Below are 17,741 nucleotides of genomic sequence, written 5' to 3' on the forward strand. Positions count from 1 at the left end.
CCTATCCCGCCTCGTAAACTGGCCCGAAAGAGGCTGTCCTGGCGGTTCGCGTCCTAGGGAGGAACATCATGCGCACTACCACAATGCTTGGGTTGACCACTGCCCTCACTTTGGCCGCCAGCGCGTTTGCCGCTGGTGCTGACACGATCAAAATCGCTTTCATTGACCCCTTGTCCGGCCCCTTCGCCGGGACAGGTACCAACGGGCTGCACCAATATGAGTTCGCCGCCGAAGAATTGGTGAACAAAAAAGGCGGAGTCTTGGATGGCGACATGTTCGAGATTGTGGCCTTTGACAACAAGATCAGCCCCAAGGAATCGCTGATCCAGTTGCAGGTCGCGATTGATCAGGGCATTCGCTATATCGCACAGGGCAATTCGTCAGGCGTTGCCAATGCGCTCACCGAAGCGATCAATAAGCACAACCGCCGCAATCCGGACGACAGGGTTCTGTTTCTCAACTATTCGGCGGTCGATCCCGCACTGACAAACGACAAATGCAACTTCTGGCATTTCCGTTTCGACGCCAACGCGGACATCAAGATGGATGCGCTGACGGACAGCATCGTTAGCAATGATGCGATCAAAAATGTCTATATCATTGGTCAGGACTATAGCTTCGGCAAAGCCGTTGCGGCTGCCGCTGTAAAGTATCTGGGTGAAAAGGCCCCGGAGATCGAGATCGTTGGGAACGAGCTGCATCCCATCGGCAAGGTCAAGGATTTCACGCCTTACAGCCGCAAGATCGTCGCCTCCGATGCGGATGCGGTCATCACGGGGAACTGGGGTGCTGACATGGTGGGGCTTGGCAAATCCGTGCTGGAGAACGGGTTCACTGGACCGATCTATACCTACTACGCTGCCGCCGACGGGATCACCGCGGCTTTCGGAGATGCGGGGGTCGGAAGCCTAAGGCTTGTGGCCGAGGGTCAATTGAACCCGCCGCCAAACGACCGCGCTTCCGAGTACATTCAGGCGTTCAAAGCCAAGTACCCTGATGGCAATTTGAGCCAGGCTCGCATCACCAACGTTATCGAGATGCTGGCGAAGGCAATTAATGAGGCTGGTACCGCGGACGACGTCGTGCCGGTGGCCTATGCGCTTGCCGGTATGGAGCACGAGAGCCTGTGGGGCGGCAATTTGATGATGCGCGAAAGCGATCACCAACTGATCCAGAACGTGCATATCATGGAGCATACCGATGACGTGGTGTACGACCATGACAATTCGGGCTTCGGTGTGAAGGTGGTCAAGACGGTCGAAATGGCCGCGGCCGACAGCCCGACAAGCTGCAAGATGCGTCGCCCGTGACTTGCTCCGGCGGGGTTGCGTTTCGCTGGCCCCGCATACTTCTTCTGACCCAAAATACCGCGGGGAGTTTGAGGGGTGGAACCCTCATTCTCAAACAGTAATCGCGTCGCGCAAGCGGCATTGGGATCACGCCTGATATGGACCTTATCCTCGTCAATCTGATCGATGGACTTGTGACCGGCCTGCTGCTTTTCATGCTGTCGGCAGGTCTGACGCTTATCTTTTCAATGATGGGTGTGCTCAACTTTGCCCATGCCAGTTTCTACATGCTGGGCGCCTATTTTGCCTTCCAGATCAGCCTGTACCTTGGGTTTTGGATGGGCTTGCTGATCGCGCCGATTGTGGTGGGTGTGTTGGGAGCGGGTGTTGAGCGATACGGGCTCAGACGCGTGCATCAATACGGCCACGTGCCCGAGTTGATCTTCACCTTTGGGCTCGCCCTGCTGATTGAAGAGGTTGTGCAGTTCATCTGGGGCAAGAACCAGATGCCCTATGCGACGCCCGACATTTTGCAATTCACTGCGTTCTCCATCGCGGGCAACTCTATCCCGGCCTACAAGATATTCATGATCTTTATCTCGATCGCGATCTTCATTGGATTGCTCTACGTTCTGACCCGCACGCGTGTCGGCATGATCATTCAGGCAGCCCTGACATATCCCAAAACGGTCGAGGCTTTGGGGCACAATGTTCCATTGATCTTTATGGGGGTGTTTGGCGTTGGAACGGCCTTGGCCGGTGTTGCCGGGGTCATCGCTGGACCGGTGTTAGGCACGTTTCCGGGGATGGCCTTTGTCCTTGGCTCGATCGTTTTTGTTACAATCGTCATTGGCGGACTTGGCTCGCTTTGGGGCGCGCTTGTCGCGTCCTTGCTCATTGGTTGGATCACGACCTTTTCCAAAGCCTATAATCTGCGGATGGAGGATCTGCTCACCTGGCTTGGCTTCACCAAGCCCGAGCCAATTTGGGACAGCGCATGGCGTGATCTGTGGTCCATCACCAGTCCCCAGATCGCGGATATCCTGCCCTACATCCTGATGGTGCTGATCCTGATCTTCCGTCCTTATGGCCTGTTCGGGAAGCGCGGCGTATGACAGAACAGTTCACCACAGACCCGACAAAACCGGCACAGCGCATGCGCGCCGGTTCCATGGTCATCCCACTGATGCCATGGGGTATCGCCGCTGTATTGCTCATGGTTCTGCCGTTCATTTTCACGGCAAATTCTGCCATCACCATCATGAACCAGATGGCCATTACGATCATCTTTGCACTGGCCTACAACATGCTGCTGGGGCAGGGCGGGATGCTGTCCTTCGGTCACGCGGTCTATGCCGGTGTCGGCGGGTTTGCCTGTGTTCACATCATGAACATGGACGACTTCTTTGCCGGCATCCCGCTGCCGTTGCTCCCCATCTTCGGCGGACTGATGGGGATGGGGCTGGCCACCATTGTTGGTAGTTTTTCAACGCGCAAGGCGGGCACGGTCTTTGCTATGATTAGCCTTGGTGTCGGCGAATTGATTGCAGCCTGTTCGGTTATCATTGTTGCCTTCTTCGGCGGCGAAGAAGGGATTTCCGGCGATCGCACCTACGGCCTGCCGTTTTTCGGCGTCGAGTTCCTGCAACAGATCGAGGTGTACTACTTGATCGCTGTTTGGCTGATGATCTCTGCCGCGTTGATGTACTTGTATTCCCGTACGCCGTTGGGGCGCATGGCAAATGCGGTTCGGGACAATCCGGAACGCGCCGAGTTTCTCGGCTACTCCGCGCGCTGGGTGCGCTTTTTTTCTTTCGTTGGCTCTGGTTTCTTTGCGGGCATTGCAGGGGCGTTGTTCGCCATCAACTACGAAATTCTGACCGAGGAAAACCTGAACACAACTCAGTCAGGCATCATCCTCTTGGTCACGTTCCTTGGAGGTGTCGGTTTCTTCTTTGGGCCGATCCTTGGGGCCATCGTGTTTACGCTCGTACAAACCGTGCTGAGCCTGCAAACCGAACTCTGGGGCTTTTACCTTGGCATCGTCTTTGTCGTGACGGTGATGTTCTTTCCCGGTGGTTTGGCTGGGCTCATCATGATGCATGTACCTGCCATGCGATTGGGCAAGCTGGGACGGCTCGGCATCCCGTACCTGAAAACACTGGGTGCCGGGGCAATCGGTTGTTTGGGCGCGGCCGCGTTGATCGAAATGACGTTTCACCTGAGACATGCCAGCACCGGCGATCACGAAATGACAATCTATTGGACCACCTTCGACAGTCACGCTGTTGTACCGTGGATCATCGCCGTTGCAGTTACAATACTAGGCTTCGGCCTTGCGCGTCGCACCGCACCTAACATGGCTGCGGCATGGAACGAAGCAAACACGCCAGACGGAGCCGCGCAATGAGCGCCGCACTGGAACTTGACGGGCTAAAGAAGTCCTTTGGCCAGACCGAGATCATACGCGGCGTCGATTTGAGCATAGGACAGGGTGAGCGGCACGCGATTATTGGTCCGAATGGGGCCGGAAAATCCACGCTTTTCAACCTGATCACCGGCCGTTTCCCACAGACCGAGGGGGCGATCCGGCTGCATGGTCAGGATCTGGCAGGCAAGGCCCCGTACGAAATCAACCGTATGGGACTGTCACGCAGTTTTCAGATCACCAACATTTTTCCGAAGATGACAGTGTTTGAAAATGTGCGGTGTTCGCTGCTTTGGTCCATGGGCTATCGCTATAACTTCTGGTCCATGGTTGGTCGCAGCCGTGCACTGACAGAGGGTGCGGACGGCATTCTTGAGCAGATCAACCTGACGGCCCGGCGCGATTTGCCCGCAGGGGTGCTCAGCTACGCCGAACAACGCGCGCTAGAGATTGGGATTACCATTGCTGGCGGTGCGGATGTGATCATGCTGGACGAACCCACTGCCGGGATGAGCCATTCGGAAACCGACTATATCGTCGACTTGATCCGTACCGTGACAACGGGAAAGACATTGATCATGGTCGAGCACGATATGGGCGTGGTCTTTGGCCTCGCAGATCAAATATCGGTGTTGGTCTACGGCGAAATCATCGCGACTGGCACGCCGGAGTCTGTGCGCGCAAACCCCAAGGTGCAGGAAGCGTACCTTGGAGAAGCATTGGAGGCGCACTGATGCTCGATGTTGCTGACCTGCACGCCTATTATGGCAAGTCCCATATCCTTCAGGGGGTCAACATCCGGATCGCCGAGGGTGAGATTGTCGCGCTGTTGGGCCGGAACGGGGTGGGGCGTTCGACCACCTGCAAGGCAGTGATGGGCGAGGTCGAGCCGCATGGCTCTGTCAAATTCCGCGGGCAGGAGATTGCCGGCAAGAAAGCCTATGAGGTTGCCAATCTCGGGATTGGATATGTGCCCGAAAACCGAGATATCTTTCCCGGACTGACAACGCGCCAGAACCTGATCTTGGGGCTCAAACCCGGCCAGAAGGACGGGCAGGGGCGGTGGTCGATGCAGGATATGTTCGACATGTTTGAAAACCTCGCGCATCGGGCAGATGTGGAGGCCTCCGTGTTGTCCGGTGGTGAACAGCAGATGCTGACCATGTGTCGGACATTGATGGGCGATCCGGACCTTGTGATGATTGATGAACCGACGGAAGGTCTGTCGCCGCAAATGGTGCAACGGGTTGCGCAGTTGCTGCAGGAGATTGCGACCCGGGGGATTGCAACGCTGCTCGTCGAGCAAAAACTGTCCATTGCTTTGGATATCGCGCACCGCGTCTATGTCATGGGGCATGGGCAGGTGGTATTTGAGGGCACACCCGCCGAATTGAAGGCGCGAGATGACATCCGCAAAGAGTGGTTGGAAGTCTGACTTTCTTGAATTGAAACTTCACCGGGGCAACATCGGGCGCAGGCGGGTGATGCCGACGTTTCATTGCTGCCTTGGGACTAAAGTGCAGCGGTTTTCTTGTACGCTGACCGCGTCGTAAGTCGGTCAACGTATTGAGCCAACCGGGGCATGTCAGACATGTCGATGCCAATGCCTTTCGCAGTAATCGCAGCAGATCCCGTCATGATGTCAGCCGCAGAAAAGTCACCGGCCAAATATTCCCTGCCATCAAGAGCAGCGTCAACGGGCACCAACATCTGTCCAAGCAGCTTTTTTGCACGTTTGGCGTGGACTTCGGACTGTCGTTCGGGCGGCAGGAAGAATGTCTCGACCATATAGCCGTTCACCTGCGGCATCAGCATCCCCTCGGAATAGTGAAGCCATTGCAAGTAGGTCGGATAGTCCGTGCTGCTCTCGGCTGGCCGAAACCGCCCGTCGCCGTGGCGTGTGAGGAGGTATTCCAGGATCGCGCCACTTTCCATGATCTGCACATCGCCATCAACCAGCACCGGCACACGGCCCATCGGATGGATGTCGGCGCGGTATTCGGGGCTGCGCATGGCCGGATCTCCAAGGGCGTAGGTCACAAGCTCATAGTCGAGGCACATCTCCTCCAGCAGCCATGCAACACGTATCGCCCGGCTGCGTGGTGCAAAGTAAAGTTTGAGCATTGCGATCCTCCCTTGGGTTCAGGCTATCGCCCAGCCTTTTGTCTTGGCAAGGCGGCAAGGCCCCGTATCGTGGTCAAATGTCACTGACGCTAGATTCACGCCGCCTCGCCCGTATTCAGAATTGGGCAGATCGCCACACATCCGACCAGAGATTTGCAGGTTTGTCCGTGCTCATCCGTCAGCACGGAAAGGAAGTCTTTTACACGCAATCCGGTGTGCGGGATCTTGAGACGGGCACTGCATTTGACAGGAAGACGGTGGCACGCATCTACTCGATGACCAAACCCGTCACGTCGCTGATTCTTATGATGCTGGTTGAAGACGGTGTGTTGCACCTGGATGCACCGCTCTCTCGTTTTCTACCTGCGTTTTCCGATATGCATGCTCTTCGGCCCGGGGCGGTTGATCTGTCGCAGACAGAACCCTGCGCCACGCCTACACTGCACCAATTGCTCACGCATCGATCTGGTTTGAGCTATCCGTTCAATCCGGGTGTTTTATCAGATGCGATGGCAGAGCGGGACTTGCTGTTCAAACCGACAGCGGACACGCTGGCCGAACAGTGTGACGCGCTGGCCGAACTGCCGTTGGCTTTTTCACCCGGGCGGCGTTGGGAGTATTCGGTTGGTATTGATGTAATTGGCCGAGTGATCGAGGTGGTAACAAACCAGTCGCTTGATTATGTCTTTCGCGAACGGGTGTTGCAGCCGCTTGGTATGCAGGACACTGGGTTTTCAGTTCGTGACGATGCTCTTGATCAATTTGCGAGCCTGTATACTCCGCTGGCAGGGGATGCCATGGACTTGAATGCGGCGGCGGCGGGTGATGCGTCGATCAGGCTTTTTGACAACGCTGTGAATTCCCCCTTTCGGCGCACAACCTGTTTCAGTGGTGGCGGTGGTCTTGTCGGTACAATCGACGACTACATGGCCTTCGCCGAATGTCTGCGGAACAAGGGACAGGGGCTGATATCGCCGTCGACTGCCGATTTCATGATGTCGAACCATTTGCCCGGAGATATCGCCAGCCTTGGCCCGGCGAGCTTTGCCGAACAACCGATGGAAGGCATGGGGTTTGGTATTGGCGGTGCGGTTGTCATCGACCCGGCCCGCAGCCGAGTACCGTCGTCGATTGGAGATTTCAGTTGGGGTGGTATGGCGTCGACGTTCTTCTGGGTCGACCGCGTGCATGATGTGAGTGTCGTGTTTTTCACCCAGCTCAGCCCATCCTCGAGCTATCCCGCGCGCGCCGAACTCAAAGCGCTGGTGCATGGTGCGTTGATGTGACAGGACAATCCTCATGACAGACGCGCATCAGACCCTGCTGGACTTGTTGGCCGTGGAACGGCTGGAAGTCGATATGTTCCGGGGAACCGGGCCAGGTGGCGAGACCCCTACACGGATATTCGGCGGTCAGGTGATCGGGCAGGCGTTGGCCTCGGCCTACCGTACGGTTGAGGATCGGCTCTGTCATTCACTGCATGCCTATTTCATTCGCCCCGGCGATCCGTCCATTCCGGTTATCTATCAGGTGGATCGGGCGCGGGACGGTGGAAGCTTTACGACCCGCCGCGTTGTCGCGATCCAGCATGGGCGGCAGATTCTGAACATGTCAGCCTCATTCCACGCGGATGAGGACGGGTGGTCACATCAGCACCCGATGCCTGATGTTGAAGGTCCGGAAAATTTGTCAGATCGCACGACGCTGCGCGAAGCGGTTGTGGATCGGATCCCCGAAAAGTTTCACGAAGAGTTCCTGCGTCCGCGCCCCATCGATATCCGAGAGGTTGCACCGCGTGATTTCTTCACGCCGGAGCCGATGGATGACCGCAGCCACTTGTGGTTCCGCATGGCGGCGGCGCGTGGGATCAGTCCGCAATTGCAGCATTGCCTTTTGGCCTATGCGTCGGACCTGAACCTATTGGGGACGGCCTTGCGGCCACACGGACAAACCTGGTTCACTGGGCGCGTTATGGCGGCCAGTCTCGATCATGCCATGTGGTTTCATGCGCCTGCAGAATTCTGCGACTGGCATTTGTATACGATGGACAGCCCTTGGTCCGGCAAAGGCAGGGGTTTTAACCGCGGTATGATCTACGACAAGAATGGAACACTTGTCGCATCGGTCGCGCAGGAAGGGCTTATCCGCCCAATCACGCCAAAGAGTTAGTTGCCGTAAGCGCGATTCAATTGCTGCATTCCGGCAATCCAGCGGTCATAATCTCCCGCCTTGAGCTGCATGTATTTCAGAACGTTCGCGTGCGGCAGAACCAGAAACGTCTCATCCCGGATGGCGTCGACACAGGCGCGCGCCGCATCCTCAGGTTCAATCATACCGTCTATGGCGGCCACGTGGTCTTCATGGCCTTCGGTCATTGCTGTTCGAACGGCTTGCGGACACAAAACGGATACCTTGATGCCCGCATCGCCATGCGTAATGGCCAGCCATTCAGCGAGCCCCACAGCTGCATGTTTTGTCACGCCGTACGGGGCCGAGCCGATCTGGTTCAGAAGACCAGCAGCCGAAGCTGTGTTCAGCAGATAGCCGCCGCCACGCTCCGCCATGCGCGGCACAACGTGCCGTGCGGCCCAGACATGTGCCATCACGTTGATGTCCCACAATCGTTGCCAATCCGCATCTGGCGCGTCAGCACCGCCTCCAACTAAAACACCAGCGTTGGAGCAGAAGATGTCGATCGGGCCAATGGACGCTTCAGTTGTGTCAATCAGAGACTTGATCTGCTCTTCATCTGCGACATCAACTTGTGCTGCTTTCCCCTTGATTTCACGGGAGGTTTCTTCCGCTCCAGTGATGTCACGGTCGGCGCAAATGATGTGTTTGGCGCTCTGTTGCGCAAAAGCGTAACATAGTGCTCGCCCAATGCCGCCGGCCGCACCTGTAACCACAATTATCTTGTCTTTGATATCCATGAACAGCCTCGGCGCTAGAGCGCCGTTTGAGGCGCAATAGCACAGTAAGTCGCATCGGTTTTGATGCCAAGTGACGCCGTCAGCGATTACAGGAGCAGACGGTTGGTTCGCGTCTGATGCTCTCCATTGATCAGCCGGTTTCGGTTAAAGTAGGTATTTGCCAAATGCGCAAATGGGCGTTACGGTTTCACCTCAAGGAACACATTTGCAACGGGAGGGCACAAGCTGAGCATGCGCATCACTCGCCGACTTCAGCATGGTCCCAGCTTCGCCCTGTAAATTCGTTTGCAGGGCTGACCAAAGGTAATCTCACCACGGGTCTGCCCAAAGCCGCGCTGCGGCATCCTTTCTGTGTTCCGAGATTCCCATGGCTATCCTGCATGCAAATGCTCTGGCGGTAACGCTGAGCGATCCACTTTTTTCTGACCTCAACTTTACAATTTCCAAAGGCAATCGCATCGGTTTGGTTGCGCAAAACGGCGGCGGAAAGTCGACTCTTCTGTCCTGTCTTGCCGGCGAGATTGAACAAACCAACGGTGAAATCACGCGGGCCCGTGGGTTGCGCATTGGCTATGTGAAGCAAGACCTTCCAGTCCGTGCGCTACCCTACACGATGTATGATTGGGTATTGGCGGCGCTTCCCTCCGAGCAGGCCGATTACGAAAGCTGGCGTGTCGATGTGGTGCTGGACGACCTGTCTGTTCCGCATGAATTTCAGCATCGAATGCTTGCGGAACTCAGCGGGGGGTGGCAGCGCATGGCGATGCTTGCAGCAGCTTGGGTCAATGAACCTGGCTTGCTGCTGCTGGATGAGCCCACCAACCACTTGGATTTGCAGCGTATTGCTGTTCTTGAAAACTGGATGGCGACATTGCCTAGCGATCTTCCCCTGTTGATGACCTCACATGATCGGGCGTTTCTGGATGCTGTCACCAATTACACGCTGTTCCTGCGACCAGAGCAATCACGCTTCTTTGCGTTATCGTTCTCAGCTGCCCGCGCCGCCCTGGAAGAAGCTGATATGGCGGACGCACGTCGGTTTGCCAATGATCTGAACAAGGCGCAGCAGTTGCGGAAACAGGCGGCGAAGTTGAAGAATGTTGGTGTAAATTCCGGTTCTGATCTGCTGTTGACCAAAACAAAGCAGCTGACCGAGCGGGCCGACAAAATGGAAGCTGCCGCAAGACCTGCCCACAAAGGTAAGTGCGCCGGTGACATCAGGTTGTCGAACAGTGGGACTCACGCCAAAGCATTGATTGCCCTTGATGACGTCATGGTCAAAACTCCGGACGGCAGGGTGCTGTATAGAACCGGAAAGAAGTGGATATCGCCGTGTGACCGGGTGGTGGTATTGGGTGCGAATGGTGCGGGAAAGACCCAAATGATCAAGATGATCGCGCGCGCATTGGATGGTGAAGACACAGCGGTAAGGTGTGCGGCATCTGCCGTCGCCGGGTATTCTGATCAGGATCTCAGCCAGCTTGCAGACGACGATACGCCCATGCTTGCCGTGACACGCAACTTCGACATCGGTGATCAACGGGCACGCGGCGTATTGGCAGGTGCTGGCGTCAGCTATCAGATGCAGGACACAAGGATTGGAGCCTTGTCCGGTGGGCAGAAGGCGCGGCTGGCCATGCTGGTGCTTCGCCTGAAGAACCCGAATTTCTATCTGCTTGATGAGCCAACCAACCATCTGGATATCGATGGGCAGGAAGCTTTGGAGAACGAACTGATTGATCGTGACACATCCTGTCTGCTGGTCAGCCATGATCGGCGTTTTCTGCGAAATGTCGGGAACCGCTTTTGGCGAATTCAGGGACACGCATTGGAAGAAGTTGATAGCCCTGACGACTTCCTCAACGCCGAAATGCAAACATCTTAGATCAGGGTTTACGCCGTATGATCTTTTTCATGATGCGCACCCGTGGTCCCAGGGCGAAACCAGTCCAATTGCCCAGCGGGATCGACACATTGGACAAACGCGCCACAGACAATATCCTGAGATGGAGGTCGAGAGCAGAACCGTTTTGGAGGAAACGATGTCTGCAGTAGAACATATCAAAGAGATTGAAGCCGCCCTGTCGGAGCGCCCGGTGCAACGTGACGACTTTGTCGTCGCGTCATGGCGTAGATGTATCGAACAGCACGGGCTTGATCCCACCAAACCGACGCCAGCGTATATTCTGCCTGAACGTCAACTCCGACATCACCAACAGCAGGCCGAACGATTGACTTCAATTGCACGGTCCGGGGTGGAAGACCTGTTCCGGCAGGTTGCAAGCCAGAATTACGTTTTGCTGCTCACGGACGCTGAAGGCGTCACCGTCGACTATTTCGGGGATGCAAATTTTGAAGACGACCTTCGTGCGTCGGGCTTGTTTCTAGGGTCGGCATGGTCCGAGGCACAGTCGGGGACAAATGGTATAGGGGCCTGCATCGCGACCGGCAGGGCTGTCACTGTTCACCAGGAAGATCATTTTGACTTGCACCACGTTCCGCTGAGTTGTAGCGCGGCGCCCATTTATGACTTCAGCGGCAGTTTGGCCGCAGTTCTGGACGTGTCGTTGCTGCGGTCTCCACAGCCCAAGGCGACGCAGGCATTGGCGCTGCATATGGTCAAGACAGCGGCACGGCGCATCGAACTGGCCAATCTGATGGCCGAGATGGGAACGCATTGGGTGCTGCCGTTTTCTCGACGGCCGGAGTTCGTGGATGTGGACCCAGATGGTGCACTGGCGATCGATAATTCTGGGACGATCATTGGTGCTACGCGTCAGGCTCAGCGCATGTTGTGGGGTCCTGTGGATAGTGCGGTCGTTGGGCGGTCACTGACGTCATTTCTGGACGTGGAAATCGATGACCTTCCTGCATTCTCCCGAAGCCGCCCGACACGGGAGCGATGCGTGTTCCTAAAAACAGGCGATGTCATCTATGCACATGCAATAGCGCCGCAACCTGCGGCTCGAAGTGGCAAAACTCCTGTTGTGGGTAAACTCTCACCTGCATTTGCGGCGTTGCATTGTGGTGATCCCAACGTTGAACAGACTCTGCGCACAGCAGAGCGGTTGGCGCGGAATGACTTGCCGATCTGGATCACGGGTTCGAGCGGAACCGGAAAAGAGCGGTTGGCACGTGCTATTCACAAGAAGCGCGATGAGAGGTCTCCATTTGTCGTCGTTCAATGCGCAGAATTTCCTGGGTCTGAGTTGGAAACCATCCTCTTCGGAGACAAGGAAGGGGATGGCGGGCTTGTTGCCCGCGCACGTGATGGTGTGCTGTTTCTCGATGCTGCAAACGAAATGCCGGCGACTATTCAGGCGCGTCTGGCGCGTGCGCTCACCGACGACGGGATACGGCCCCCAAGCGGTGCCAACCCAATTGCCACCAAAGCCAAGATCATATCCGCAAGCACTGTAGCGCTGTCCGCATGCGGGATGCGCGAAGACCTGATGTTTCGATTGGGTGGCGCTTGCCTAGATCTGCCAGACCTTGACGACCGCACTGACATTGACGGTCTTGTCGACAAGATCATGCGGTTGGCGGGCATCGCTGCGCCAAAGACATTCGTGCTTTCGGACGGCGCCCGGTCCCATCTCAAAAACCGCAGTTGGCCAGGAAACATCAGGGAATTGAAAAACACACTGCGTGTTTCAATGGCCTTGAGTGAGGATGGCGTCATTGACCTCGAACACATCCCAGAGCCTCTGATAAAGCAGCAGAATTATGACGCGGGTGAATGGATTGCGGACCTTGAACGGTGTTTAGGCGAATGTGGATGGAACATTTCGCGTGTCGCCCGCCTGCGGGGCGTCGACAGAACAACGATCCACAGACAGATGAAACGCGCCGGAATCCGACGTCCGTGATGCCACAGGATGTGGCATTGCATCAAAATGCAACAGAATTGCATAGGCATTTGCGCTGCGTCGCAGCGGGATTTTGTGCTTTGGATAGGTATCTCCAACACCCCCGGCAATGATCGCCTTCAAACACCGAAGGGAGGATCATTTCATGCTGGATACATCACATGGCGACCAAGTTGAGGAAACACTAAACCGCTTCAGTGACGCCTTGGAAAACGGTCGAGTGGATGAGGTCGTGTCCATGTTCCAGGCCGATTGCTATTGGCGCGATCTGGTTTCGTTTACGTGGAACATTCGTACGATGGAGGGACAGGATGCGATCCGCGACATGCTGCAAGCGCAGCTTTCAGCGATCAAACCGACAGCATGGCGAGTTGCAGATGGCGAGGCTGTCACGGAAGAAGGTGGCATTGTCACCGCATGGATCACATTCGAAACCGATGTGTCACGAGGCTATGGCCTTATCCGTTTGAATGACGGATTGATCTGGACGCTGCTCACATCAATGACAGAGTTGAAAGGTTACGAAGAGCCGCTTGGCTATGAACGTCCTCTGGGTGCCAAGCATGGTGCGGGAAAAGGTCGGAAATCCTGGCGTGAAGAACGCGACGAAGAGATTGCCGAACTGGGCCATTCCGTCCAGCCTTACACCGTGATCATCGGAGGCGGGCAGGGTGGGATTGCCCTTGGCGCACGGCTGCGTCAGCTTGGCGTGCCCACAATCATTATTGAGAAGAACGACAAACCCGGAGACAGTTGGCGCAATCGGTACAAGTCGCTCTGCCTGCATGATCCGGTCTGGTACGATCACCTTCCGTACCTGCCGTTCCCATCAAACTGGCCTGTTTTTTCGCCCAAGGACAAGATCGGCGATTGGCTTGAGATGTACACCAAGATCATGGAATTGAACTATTGGACCAAGACCACGGCGAAGTCTGCCAAGTTTGATGAAGGCACCAAAGCATGGACTGTAGTGGTCGAACGAAACGGCGAAGAGATTACCTTGCGGCCGAAACAACTGGTGATGGCCACCGGGATGTCAGGCAAGGCTAATGTCCCGAGCTTCCCCGGCATGGACAAGTTCAAGGGAGATCAACACCATTCATCAAAGCATCCCGGTCCGGATGCGTACAAGGGTAAGAAGGCTGTTGTAATCGGCTCCAACAACTCGGCCCATGATATCTGCGCCGCGCTTTGGGAAAACGATGTTGATGTGACGATGGTCCAGCGGTCGACAACGCATATCGTGCGCTCTGATCCACTCATGGAAATCGGCCTGGGCGATCTCTATTCAGAGCGGGCTTTGGAAGCCGGGGTGACGACCCAGAAGGCAGACATGATTTTCGCGTCCTTACCTTACAAGATCATGCACGAGTTCCAAAAGCCGGTTTATGACAAGATCAAGGAGGTGGATGCCGAATTCTATGCGGGCCTTGAAAAGGCAGGGTTCCAGTTGGATTGGGGAGCCGACGGGTCAGGGCTGTTCATGAAATATTTGCGTCGCGGCTCAGGTTACTACATCGATGTTGGGGCGAGCCAATTGATCATCGACGGCAAGATCAAGCTTGCCCACGGTCAGGTGAGCGAAGTTGTCGAGGATGGCGTGTTGCTTGAAGATGGTACCAAACTTGAAGCCGATCTGATCGTTTATGCTACTGGCTACGGCTCAATGAATGGTTGGGTCGCGGATCTGATTGATCAGGACACCGCCGACAAGGTTGGCAAGTGCTGGGGGCTTGGCTCCGATACACCCAAGGATCCGGGTCCATGGGAAGGGGAACAGCGCAACATGTGGAAGCCAACACAGCAGGAGAACCTTTGGATGCATGGTGGAAACCTGCACCAGTCACGGCACTATTCACAGTATCTGTCTCTGCAACTGAAGGCGCGGTATGAGGGGATCGATACGCCGGTGTACAAATTGCAGGAATCCCACCACTTGGGTCGCTGACTTATCCCCCGGGGTAACAATTGTTGCCTAAGGGCGCGGCTTGCAAAACGGTGAGTGCAACGTCACGTGTTGTTCCATGCCATAATTGCTCACCCACACTGTGGGAGCGAGCCCATCGTTTTACTCTGTTAAGGCATCGGCAAACTGCTCTCTCAATGCCTTCTTTTGAACTTTTCCCATCGTGTTTCGGGGAAGCTCTGGCAGTATCACCAGCTTTTGTGGCTGCTTAAAGCGCGCAAGCGAAGAGCCGATTTCGGCAGCTATGGCGTCGAGATCGGGTTGGCGGTCGGGCATTGCAACAATAATGCCAAAGACACTTTCGCCAAAATCCTTGTGCGGTACCCCGATCACGGCGCTTTCGAGAACACCGTCCTGTTCATCCAGGAGCAACTCTATCTCCTTTGGATAGATGTTGTACCCGCCCGAGATGATCAGGTCTTTGTTTCGCCCAACGATTGTGACGTAGCCGTCATCGTCAACCGTTCCCAAATCACCGGTGATGAAAAACCCGTTCGCACGCAATTCTTCGGCCGTCTTTTCAGGCATCTGCCAATATCCCTGAAAGACATTTGGGCCGCGCACTTCTATCTGACCGATCTCTCCATTCCGCAGTGACTCACCGGTCTTGGGGTCAGTGATCTTCAACTCGACGCCGGGCAGAGGCATGCCAACGGTTCCGGCACGACGCTCTCCCGCATACGGATTAGACGTGTTCATGTTTGTTTCAGTCATGCCGTATCGTTCAAGGATACGATGGCCCGTCCGTTCTTCGAACTGTATGTGGGTTTCGGCCAGTAGTGGGGCGCTGCCGGATACAAAGAGCCGCATATGAGCTGTGAGGCTTGTCGTGAAACGTGCGTCCCCCAAAAGGCGCGTGTAGAATGTTGGGACGCCCATCATAGCGGTTGCGTTCGGCATTTGTGTGATCATCTCGTCCAGATCGAATTTGGGCAAGAAGATCATCTGACCACTGCACAACAGGGTGATATTGGTGGCGACGAACAAACCGTGTGTGTGAAAGATGGGCAAAGCGTGCAGCAAAACGTCCTGTGACGTGAAGTGCCATTCCTTTTGCAGAACCTGAGCGTTGGACAGCAGGTTGCTTTGACTTAGCATGGCCCCCTTGGATCGGCCGGTCGTGCCAGAGGTGTACAAGAGCGCCGCGAGGTCACTATCCACACGAGGCACGGTTTCAAAAGAGGTCGGGCAGGACACCGCTTTGTCTGGAAATGAACCTGAGCCATCGGCATTCAGCGTCTCCAGCTGTGCCCCGCAGCGTTTTGCGATGGCAGCCAAAGCATTGCGTTTACCGTCGTCCGCCAGCAACAGGCGCGCGCCGCTGTTTTCGACGAAGTAGGCCACTTCGTCTTGGGTATAGGCCGTGTTTAGTGGGAGAAAGACCAAACCGGCCTGTACACACGCGGCGTACACAGCCAGCGTTTCTGGTGACTTGGCGGTTTGAACAGCAACCCGGTCTCCGGCCACCAGGCCCAATTCAGCCATCAAGCCTGCATACTGTGCCGCGATGTCCAGAAAGGCCTTGTAGGTCAGCGAACGGCCTTGGGGCAAATGCAGGAACACGGCATCGCTTGCGCGGTGCTGACCAAACAGTGTGTCGTAGAGTGGGTTGGGCATCGGTCGCTTTGAATACCTAAATTTTTGCGGACAGCGTGGAACTGAGCGCGCGGACATCTGGTGACGCCGCCACTGTTTTGTCCGTCACGAAGTGTTCATGGTTCGTTGTAATGCGAGAGAGGTCATAAATGTAGTTCACCATGGCTCCAGACGATTGCCGTAATCCGTTGTCGGACAAATCCGCATCTGCATGTACCGCATGTACCGATGCACCATTTCCCAAATGAAAACGTGCAACCGGGTCGATGGGCAGTCCATCCTCGCGCTTTGCTTCCAACAGATAGTGTGCCACCTGTACCTCAATGGATGCGCCGTGCAACGGCGATTGGTCCTCTTGATCCAACCACCTTGTCAGGCCGGGGATTGGAGACAGTGTCACAAATGTCTGAAGGTTTGAGAGGTCACGGGATAAGTCCGCAACCACCTGCTTGATCAGCGAATTTCCAAATGAAATGCCAGCTAGCCCGTCCTGGCAATTGGAGATGGAATAGAACACAGCGGTGTCTGCCTCTTCGACATCGATGGGATCGCGCCCATCGGCCAGAAGGTTCTGAATGGAGTTCGGGATGCCCTTGGTCAATGCGACTTCGACAAATATCAAAGGCTCATCCGGTATCGCGGGATGAAAGAACCCAAAACACCTGCGGTCCGAAGGTTGCAGGCGGCGACGCAAATCTTCCCAGCTGTCGATTGCGTGGACGGCTTCGTATGCGATGATCTTTTCAAGTATTTCAGCTGGACTTGCCCAGTCGATGGGGCGCAGCACCAGGAAGCCCCGATTGAACCATGATGCAAACAGATGTTGGAAATCCACATCAAGGGGTTCCAGCACTGGTGCGTCACGCATCATACGCAGTAGGTCCTTGCGCATGGCTACCAGATGCCGTGTGCCGCCTGGTACTTGGTTCAAACGACGCAAAAGCTCTTGTCGTTTCGGTTCACTGGCGCGCACAAATTCACGGTAACTGCGCTTGGACGGTGTTTCTTTGTAGACCTTGAGACTTTCAACAACATCCACCGGATCAATTTCCAGATCGCGCATCATAAATTCAAAGAACGCCTGCCTAAGCTGGTCGTCGCCGCCGCTGTATTGATCCAGTATAAGCCGTGCGAGTGTGCTGCCGGAAACTTCCCCGCGCGCGCTTAGCAGATCTTGGGCCAATTCGGTTATGGCACGCCCTTGTGCATCAGATGACACGGCCCTCGCATAGCGGCGCTCGAAAACCGTGGAAATGAGATCAGCGAAGTAGCTCATATCGCGGTGCCCATTACTGCGTTGGGTAGCCACGTGGCCAGACCCGGGAAGATGCACAAAAGGATGATCGCAATCACCATGCACGCCACAAACGGAAGCGATCCCTTTAGGATCGTCTTGAGCGAGATGTCGGGCGCAATCCCATTAATAACATAGAGATTCAACCCAACGGGGGGAGAGATCAACCCGATTTCCATATTGATGGTCAGCACCACAGCAAACCAGATCGGGTCAAAGCCAGCGGTTGTTATGATGGGCAGCAG

At 55.7% G+C, this 17,741-nt stretch carries 15 protein-coding genes; 10 read left to right on the forward strand and 5 right to left on the reverse strand.

Annotated elements, in window-relative coordinates:
• The first annotated feature begins 68 nt into the window (after nucleotides 1-68).
• The 5 genes from AC6RA8_RS07775 (at nucleotide 69) to AC6RA8_RS07795 (ending at nucleotide 5,152) form a co-directional block, all read left to right on the forward strand.
• Entirely contained in the window at nucleotides 69-1,310 is a 1,242-nt protein-coding gene (locus AC6RA8_RS07775) for a branched-chain amino acid ABC transporter substrate-binding protein (protein WP_500351764.1), read from the forward strand.
• 137 nt (nucleotides 1,311-1,447) lie between these two features.
• Nucleotides 1,448-2,404, forward strand: a complete 957-nt coding sequence (locus AC6RA8_RS07780; RefSeq protein WP_500351766.1) for a branched-chain amino acid ABC transporter permease — start codon at nucleotides 1,448-1,450, stop codon at nucleotides 2,402-2,404.
• Nucleotides 2,401-3,699: a branched-chain amino acid ABC transporter permease gene (locus tag AC6RA8_RS07785; protein ID WP_500351767.1), complete on the forward strand. Its 1,299-nt coding sequence runs from the start codon at nucleotides 2,401-2,403 to the stop codon at nucleotides 3,697-3,699. The genes AC6RA8_RS07780 and AC6RA8_RS07785 overlap by 4 nt, the downstream gene beginning before the upstream one ends.
• A complete protein-coding gene (locus tag AC6RA8_RS07790) occupies nucleotides 3,696-4,451 on the forward strand; it encodes an ABC transporter ATP-binding protein (protein ID WP_500351768.1) in 756 nt (251 codons plus the stop codon). The genes AC6RA8_RS07785 and AC6RA8_RS07790 overlap by 4 nt, the downstream gene beginning before the upstream one ends.
• Nucleotides 4,448-5,152, forward strand: a complete 705-nt coding sequence (locus AC6RA8_RS07795) for an ABC transporter ATP-binding protein (RefSeq protein WP_500351789.1) — start codon at nucleotides 4,448-4,450, stop codon at nucleotides 5,150-5,152. The genes AC6RA8_RS07790 and AC6RA8_RS07795 overlap by 4 nt, the downstream gene beginning before the upstream one ends.
• A 77-nt stretch (nucleotides 5,153-5,229) precedes the next feature.
• On the opposite strand, the gene AC6RA8_RS07800 is transcribed toward AC6RA8_RS07795, so the two are convergent.
• Nucleotides 5,230-5,841 (reverse strand): glutathione S-transferase family protein, encoded by a 612-nt coding sequence (locus tag AC6RA8_RS07800; protein WP_500351770.1) that lies wholly within the window; start codon nucleotides 5,839-5,841, stop codon nucleotides 5,230-5,232.
• Nucleotides 5,842-5,918: 77 nt separating this feature from the next.
• Here AC6RA8_RS07800 and AC6RA8_RS07805 point away from each other — a divergent pair, with 77 nt between their 5' ends.
• Together AC6RA8_RS07805 and AC6RA8_RS07810 are read left to right on the forward strand one after the other, a co-directional pair.
• Complete coding sequence (locus AC6RA8_RS07805) at nucleotides 5,919-7,127, forward strand: serine hydrolase domain-containing protein (protein WP_500351771.1); 1,209 nt, start codon at nucleotides 5,919-5,921, stop codon at nucleotides 7,125-7,127.
• A gap of 13 nt (nucleotides 7,128-7,140) precedes the next feature.
• Nucleotides 7,141-8,010, forward strand: coding sequence for an acyl-CoA thioesterase (locus AC6RA8_RS07810; RefSeq protein WP_500351774.1), 870 nt, complete (start codon nucleotides 7,141-7,143; stop codon nucleotides 8,008-8,010).
• On the opposite strand, the gene AC6RA8_RS07815 is transcribed toward AC6RA8_RS07810, so the two are convergent.
• Nucleotides 8,007-8,771 (reverse strand): SDR family oxidoreductase, encoded by a 765-nt coding sequence (locus tag AC6RA8_RS07815; protein WP_500351776.1) that lies wholly within the window; start codon nucleotides 8,769-8,771, stop codon nucleotides 8,007-8,009. The genes AC6RA8_RS07810 and AC6RA8_RS07815 overlap by 4 nt on opposite strands.
• 367 nt (nucleotides 8,772-9,138) lie before the next feature.
• Between AC6RA8_RS07815 and AC6RA8_RS07820 the strand changes: the two genes are divergently transcribed.
• The 3 genes from AC6RA8_RS07820 (at nucleotide 9,139) to AC6RA8_RS07830 (ending at nucleotide 14,588) form a co-directional block, all read left to right on the forward strand.
• Nucleotides 9,139-10,656, forward strand: coding sequence for an ABC-F family ATP-binding cassette domain-containing protein (locus tag AC6RA8_RS07820; protein ID WP_500351778.1), 1,518 nt, complete (start codon nucleotides 9,139-9,141; stop codon nucleotides 10,654-10,656).
• 157 nt (nucleotides 10,657-10,813) lie between these two features.
• Nucleotides 10,814-12,640 (forward strand): sigma-54-dependent Fis family transcriptional regulator, encoded by a 1,827-nt coding sequence (locus AC6RA8_RS07825; RefSeq protein WP_500351780.1) that lies wholly within the window; start codon nucleotides 10,814-10,816, stop codon nucleotides 12,638-12,640.
• A 145-nt stretch (nucleotides 12,641-12,785) separates the two neighbouring features.
• Nucleotides 12,786-14,588, forward strand: a complete 1,803-nt coding sequence (locus tag AC6RA8_RS07830; RefSeq protein WP_500351782.1) for an NAD(P)/FAD-dependent oxidoreductase — start codon at nucleotides 12,786-12,788, stop codon at nucleotides 14,586-14,588.
• Nucleotides 14,589-14,708: 120 nt separating this feature from the next.
• On the opposite strand, the gene AC6RA8_RS07835 is transcribed toward AC6RA8_RS07830, so the two are convergent.
• From AC6RA8_RS07835 to AC6RA8_RS07845, 3 genes are all read right to left on the reverse strand, one after another.
• Nucleotides 14,709-16,223 carry a malonate--CoA ligase gene (locus AC6RA8_RS07835; protein WP_500351784.1) on the reverse strand — a complete coding sequence of 505 codons (1,515 nt, stop codon included), beginning with the start codon at nucleotides 16,221-16,223 and terminating at the stop codon, nucleotides 14,709-14,711.
• A 16-nt stretch (nucleotides 16,224-16,239) separates the two neighbouring features.
• Entirely contained in the window at nucleotides 16,240-17,478 is a 1,239-nt protein-coding gene (locus tag AC6RA8_RS07840; protein ID WP_500351786.1) for a malonyl-CoA decarboxylase, read from the reverse strand.
• A partial coding sequence (locus AC6RA8_RS07845; RefSeq protein ID WP_500351788.1) for a TRAP transporter large permease subunit occupies nucleotides 17,475-17,741 on the reverse strand: 267 nt, incomplete at its 5' end. The genes AC6RA8_RS07840 and AC6RA8_RS07845, both read right to left, overlap by 4 nt.

The sequence above is a fragment of the Tateyamaria sp. genome (assembly GCF_059783535.1).

Excerpts from the sequence above, each read along its gene's own strand:
- AC6RA8_RS07780 (WP_500351766.1), top strand. The coding sequence starts at position 1,448 with ATGGACCTTATCCTCGTCAATCTGATCGATGGACTTGTGACCGGCCTG.
- AC6RA8_RS07810 (WP_500351774.1), top strand. The coding sequence starts at position 7,141 with ATGACAGACGCGCATCAGACCCTGCTGGACTTGTTGGCCGTGGAACGG.
- AC6RA8_RS07830 (WP_500351782.1), top strand. The coding sequence starts at position 12,786 with ATGCTGGATACATCACATGGCGACCAAGTTGAGGAAACACTAAACCGC.
- AC6RA8_RS07790 (WP_500351768.1), top strand. The coding sequence starts at position 3,696 with ATGAGCGCCGCACTGGAACTTGACGGGCTAAAGAAGTCCTTTGGCCAG.
- AC6RA8_RS07825 (WP_500351780.1), top strand. The coding sequence starts at position 10,814 with ATGTCTGCAGTAGAACATATCAAAGAGATTGAAGCCGCCCTGTCGGAG.
- AC6RA8_RS07800 (WP_500351770.1), bottom strand. The coding sequence starts at position 5,841 with ATGCTCAAACTTTACTTTGCACCACGCAGCCGGGCGATACGTGTTGCA.
- AC6RA8_RS07785 (WP_500351767.1), top strand. The coding sequence starts at position 2,401 with ATGACAGAACAGTTCACCACAGACCCGACAAAACCGGCACAGCGCATG.
- AC6RA8_RS07820 (WP_500351778.1), top strand. The coding sequence starts at position 9,139 with ATGGCTATCCTGCATGCAAATGCTCTGGCGGTAACGCTGAGCGATCCA.
- AC6RA8_RS07840 (WP_500351786.1), bottom strand. The coding sequence starts at position 17,478 with ATGAGCTACTTCGCTGATCTCATTTCCACGGTTTTCGAGCGCCGCTAT.
- AC6RA8_RS07805 (WP_500351771.1), top strand. The coding sequence starts at position 5,919 with ATGTCACTGACGCTAGATTCACGCCGCCTCGCCCGTATTCAGAATTGG.
- AC6RA8_RS07775 (WP_500351764.1), top strand. The coding sequence starts at position 69 with ATGCGCACTACCACAATGCTTGGGTTGACCACTGCCCTCACTTTGGCC.
- AC6RA8_RS07815 (WP_500351776.1), bottom strand. The coding sequence starts at position 8,771 with ATGGATATCAAAGACAAGATAATTGTGGTTACAGGTGCGGCCGGCGGC.
- AC6RA8_RS07835 (WP_500351784.1), bottom strand. The coding sequence starts at position 16,223 with ATGCCCAACCCACTCTACGACACACTGTTTGGTCAGCACCGCGCAAGC.